The following is a 5,632-nucleotide window of genomic DNA, read 5'->3' as shown; positions in this document are numbered from 1 at the left end:
ATGTGGTTACAATAGCAGAGAGGATACACCTGTTCCCATTCCGAACACAGAAGTTAAGCTCTCTAGCGCTGATGGTACTTGGTGGGAAACTGCCTGGGAGAGTAGGACGTAGCCACGTAATTTTTTTATTTGTTATATTGAGTTAAAATTTAAAATAAAATTCTAGCTTAATATAACAAATAAAATAAAAACCTATTGGTATGAAAATCAATAGGTTTTTATTTTATTTAAGTTTTTAATTACGATGTTAAATATATTATATAGATACACAATCTATTAATTTATCATCTAATATCTTATATTTAAAAATTGTTTGATTAAAATTATTATGCCATTATCTTAGATACAAATTCTTTTAATTTATCTAATCCAGCCAAGAAAGTATTCTCATTACAAGCATAAGATATACGAATATATTTATCCATACCAAATGCTATGCCAGGAACAACTGCTACATTGTATTCTTCTAAAAACTGATTACAAAATTCTATAGAAAAACTATCTTTATATTTAAAGTTTTCAGCTATCTTAGAAAGGTCTATAAAAGCATAAAACGCACCATATGGATTTACGTAATCTACATTTTCGATAGAATCTAATTTAGATGTGATTAAATCTCTTCTAGATTTATATGTTTCCACCATATCATCTATATCAGTTGAACAATCTTTTAAGGCTCCATATGCTATGTATTGTGATGTTAAGCTTGGATGTGATATAAGATGTCCTTGTATGGAACTCATTGCTTTAGCTATGGTTTTATTAGAAGCAGTATAGCCTAATCTTAATCCAGTCATAGCAGCTGATTTAGAAAAACCATTTATAGTTATAGTTATATCTTTTGCTTCTTCGCTTAATGAAGCAACTGATGTGAAATTTCCAGTGTAACATATTTTTTCATATATTTCATCTGCCAAAATATATATTTTGTTCTGTATACACACTTTTACGATTTCAATTAGCTCATCTCTTGTATAGACACTACCAGTAGGATTTGAAGGATTATTTATTACAAGAATCTTTGTTTTGCTTGTTATAGATTTTTCAAGTTCTTCTTTTGTTAATTTGAATCCATTTTCTTTTCTGGTATCAATAAAAATTGGAACAGCATTAACTAATTTAACCATTTCAGGGTAACTAACCCAATATGGTTTTGGCAATAACACTTCATCTCCCTCATCTGTTAACGCTAGTAAAGTGTTTGTTATAGAATTTTTAGCTCCACTTGATATAACTATTTCATCTATTGAATATTTACAGTTATTTTCTTCAATAAGTTTTTTACAGATTTCTTCTCTAAGTATTTTCAATCCAGGAACTAAATCATATTTAGTACAATCTTTATTTAAAGAGTCAATTCCGTAAGATTTTGCAACATTAGGTACATTAAAATCAGGTTCTCCTATACTAAGGTTGATTACTTTAATTCCGTCACTTTCCATTTCTTTAACTTTTGAACTAATACCTATTGTATAGGATGGAGTTATAAAGTTTAGTCTTTTTGATAACATAAAATGCCCCCTTTTAAATTATTATTTATATTATACGACAAATTTGAAAAATGTACATAAGGAAATTTGTAGATATATACATTAATACATATGAAAATGAGTATTTTTTGCCTAAAATTAGTGTAAAAAAAAGAGAAAAAAGTTTTGACTTCCAAAGTGGTTACAAACGCTGATGTTCAAAATATCTACATAGTATTTGCAATGATTTGCGTTAGTTTGACTATTATGTACAAATTTGGTAATCTTAATATAGTAATTATTAAGATAATCCCTTTAACTTAGTTGAAGGGGATTTTTTTAGACTTAATATACTACATATAGTGGTATGTAGATTAATAAAATACAATATATAGTAATAGGGGGTTTTTTTAATTGGTTGAGTTTGTAAAAAAGAGAGATGGAAGAGTGATTCCATTTAATGAAGATAGAATAACAAGGGCTATATTTTTAGCAGCAACAAATGTTGCAGAAAGAGAAGGTATTGTACCTGATTATAAGTTATCTGAGCAACTAACTCAGGAAGTAATAAAGTTGATAAATCATAAATATTCTGAATCAGTTCCAAGTGTTGAAGACATACAAAATTCTGTAGTTAAGGTTCTTATAGAAACAGGTCATGCAAAAACTAGTGAAGAGTACATAGTATATAGAACTGAAAGAAGTAGAATAAGAAATTCAAAAACACGATTAATGAAGGCAATAGAAGAAATTACCTTTGAGGATGCAGAAGATGCTGATATAAAAAGAGAAAATGCAAATATCAATGGTAATACAGCTATGGGAACAATGTTACAATATGGAAGTACTGTATCCAAAGAATTTTGCAAGACTCATATATTAAAGCCAGAACATTCTTTCGCACATGATAATGGAGATATACATATACATGACATGGACTTTTTAAATATGGGGACATTAACTTGTTGCCAGATAGATGTTAAAAAACTATTTGAGGATGGTTTTTCAACTGGTCATGGTTTCTTAAGAGAACCACAAGATATAATGAGTTATGGAGCTCTAGCCGCAATTGCGATACAAAGTAATCAAAATGATCAACATGGAGGTCAAAGCATACCATTTTTCGATTATGGTTTGTCTGAAGGTGTGTATAAGACATTTAAAAAATTCTACATAGGAAACTTAGCTAAAGCATTAAAATTATTTAAAGGAATTGAAAATAATGAAGCAATAAAGGACATAGTATATAGAACAGAGAAAGAAACAAATAAAAAAGTTGGTCTTAAAAAAGATGAATTGTATTTAAACTCTGAAAAAGAAAAACTAAAAGAAATGTTTAATATTGATGAAGAACTTATAAAGAACATGCAAAACTTTGCATTTGAAGAATCATATAAAGAAACTGATAAAAAAACATATCAATCTATGGAAGCATTTATACATAACTTAAATACAATGCATTCTAGAGCAGGTGCACAAGTACCATTTTCAAGTGTAAATTTTGGAACAGATATTTCAGAAGAAGGAAGAATGGTAACTAAGAATCTATTATTATCACAAGAAAGAGGTTTAGGTAATGGAGAGACCCCAATTTTCCCAATATTGATATTTAAAGTTAAAGAAGGTGTAAATTTAAATCCAGAAGATCCTAATTATGATTTATTTAAGTTATCATGCAGGGTATCAGCTAAAAGATTATTTCCTAACTTTAGCTTTTTAGATGCTCCTTTTAATGCTAAATATTATAAAGCAGGAGATCCAGATACAGAAGCTACATATATGGGTTGTAGAACAAGAGTACTTAGTAATGTATGTGGGCCAGAAACAGTTAGTGGCAGAGGAAATATATCTTTTACTACTGTCAATCTTCCAAGATTAGGTATAAAGCATGGAATTATAAAAAATGAGAAAACTAATTTAGATGAATTTTTTAAAGAACTAGATGAGAAAATAGACTTAATTATAGAACAATTATTAGAGCGTCTTGAAGTTCAAGGAAATAAAAAAATGAAAAACTTTCCGTTTTTAATGGGTCAAGGCGTATGGAAAGATTCTGATGATTTGGGCCCAGAAGATACATTAAAAGAAGTAATAAAGCAAGGAACATTGACTATTGGGTTTATAGGTTTAGCAGAATGCCTTATTGCTCTTACAGGTAAACATCATGGAGAAAGCAAGGAAGCTCAAGAATTAGGACTAAAAATAGTGTCATATATGAGACATAAAATGGATGAAGCTACAGACAAATATAAATTAAATTTCTCTTTAATGGGTACTCCAGCAGAAGGTCTTTCAGGAAGATTTACTAAAATAGATAAGAAAGTATATGGAGAAATTAAAGGTATTACAGATAAAGAGTATTATACTAATTCATTCCATGTTCCAGTTTATTATAATATAAGTGCATATGACAAAATTGAGATAGAAGCTCCATATCATGAATTTACTAATGCAGGTCATATAACATATGTAGAACTAGATGGAGATCCATCTGATAACTTAGAAGCTTTTGAAACTATCATAAAAGCAATGAAAGATTTGGGCATAGGATACGGAAGTATAAATCATCCTGTAGATAGAGATCCTATATGTGGTTTCTCGGGAGTAATAGCAAGTAATATATGTCCTGTATGTGGAAGAAATGAAGACGAAAGTGATATTAAATTTGAAAGAATAAGACGAATAACAGGATATTTAGTTGGTACAGTTGATAGATTTAATAATGCCAAAAAAGCGGAAGTTAAAGATAGGGTAAAACATAGATAGTTTTATTTGGAGGAATAAGTTATGAAGATAAGAATGTCATCTACTATAAGTCATGACAGTATAGTTGATGGACCAGGGTTAAGAATGGTAATATGGACTCAAGGATGTGTTCATAATTGTAAAGGATGTCATAATCCTCAAACACATAATTTATGTGGTGGATTTTATATGGATACAAAAGAAATTATAAATAAGATAAAGTCACTAAAATTACAAAAAGGTATTACACTATCAGGTGGAGAGCCATTTTTACAGCCAGAACCATTAGAAGAAATAGCAAAAGAAGCCAAAAAGACTGGCTTAGATGTATGGTCCTATACCGGATTTACATTTGAACAACTACTAGATAAAAAAAATAGTGCATATTTTAAAAACTTGAACCTATTAAAGCAGATTGATGTTTTAGTAGATGGAAGATTTGTAGATGAAAAAAAAGATATAAGTCTAAAATTTAGAGGTTCATCAAATCAAAGAATAATTGATGTTCAGAAGAGCTTAAAGTATAAAAAAGTATTTTTAATTGAGCAGTATATGAAGGATGATTTATCTATAGCAGAATAGAACATAAATAGACGAAAGTAAATGTAAAAACATATTTACTTTCGTCTATTTTTATGTAAAAAGTTTTTCTTTAATTATGTATTATATAAAATGTATTTATATTAGACTGACTATTGTAGCTTTTATAGCTTTAGTTTTATAATATATTAGTTTGTTTTGATTTATATTCTTTTAAAATAAAGTTTTACAAATTGTTTAATTGATACTCGGCTATGAAACTAAAGTATTTAATTTGATTATGAAAGTTTTTAGTTAATATATAAATTTACAAAGTAAAGTAGTAAGGGGTTGATAAATACTTTAATAAAATTATATGCTCATGTACTATTATCACTACTAATATCATTATTAATGCTTTTGAGAGGAAATAATGCTGCTATTAAAGTAAGCATTTTCAACCAAGGTTTTCAAGTTGTAAACATATTGTATCATATAGATAAATGGACTAATGAAAAGTGATTATACATATGGATTTATCTTTATTCAAAAAATAATAAATTATGTAATATGTGGATAAATATGTTTATAATGTGGATAATATTTAATGTAATAAGTTAAAACAATATGAATCAGTTGTTTATAATGTGGATAATATTATAATAGAGAGGTAAAGTGATAATTTAAAAATAAAAAAAGTAAAAAAAGTTGTTGACTCTAAAAGAAAAAGTTGGTATAGTAATACTTGTCCTCAAGAAAAGGACATAAACATAAAGAACTTTGAAAATTAAACAGTAGGTTAATTTATAAACAAGAAACAAACCATAAAGCCAGATATTTAGATAACAATAGTATCTGAGCCTGATAAACTTTTATTTGAGAGTTTGATCCTGGCTCAG

The 5,632-nt window shown here is 27.9% G+C and carries 3 protein-coding genes and 1 rRNA gene; 3 read left to right on the top strand and 1 reads right to left on the bottom strand.

Annotated elements, in window-relative coordinates; genetic code table 11:
* The first annotated feature begins 1 nt into the window (after position 1).
* Positions 2–118, top strand: a 5S ribosomal RNA gene (rrf, locus tag IC173_RS19985).
* Positions 119–326: 208 nt separating this feature from the next.
* On the opposite strand, the gene IC173_RS19980 is transcribed toward rrf, so the two are convergent.
* A complete protein-coding gene (locus tag IC173_RS19980; protein ID WP_227856186.1) occupies positions 327–1,511 on the bottom strand; it encodes a pyridoxal phosphate-dependent aminotransferase in 1,185 nt (394 codons plus the stop codon).
* Between the two features lie 372 nt (positions 1,512–1,883).
* Between IC173_RS19980 and IC173_RS19975 the strand changes: the two genes are divergently transcribed.
* Positions 1,884–4,235, top strand: coding sequence for an anaerobic ribonucleoside triphosphate reductase (locus IC173_RS19975; protein WP_227437646.1), 2,352 nt, complete (start codon positions 1,884–1,886; stop codon positions 4,233–4,235).
* A 21-nt stretch (positions 4,236–4,256) separates the two neighbouring features.
* Entirely contained in the window at positions 4,257–4,796 is a 540-nt protein-coding gene (gene nrdG / locus IC173_RS19970) for an anaerobic ribonucleoside-triphosphate reductase activating protein (RefSeq protein ID WP_227437644.1), read from the top strand.
* Positions 4,797–5,632 lie beyond the last annotated feature (836 nt).

The organism is Clostridioides sp. ES-S-0048-02 (assembly GCF_020658495.1).
Lineage (GTDB): Bacteria > Bacillota > Clostridia > Peptostreptococcales > Peptostreptococcaceae > Clostridioides.
Note: the sequence above shows the minus strand (reverse complement) of the source record. Positions and strands in the feature narration are given on the sequence as shown.

Coding starts and splice junctions, on each gene's coding strand:
- IC173_RS19980 (WP_227856186.1), bottom strand. CDS start 1,511: ATGTTATCAAAAAGACTAAACTTTATAACTCCATCCTATACAATAGGT.
- nrdG (WP_227437644.1), top strand. CDS start 4,257: ATGAAGATAAGAATGTCATCTACTATAAGTCATGACAGTATAGTTGAT.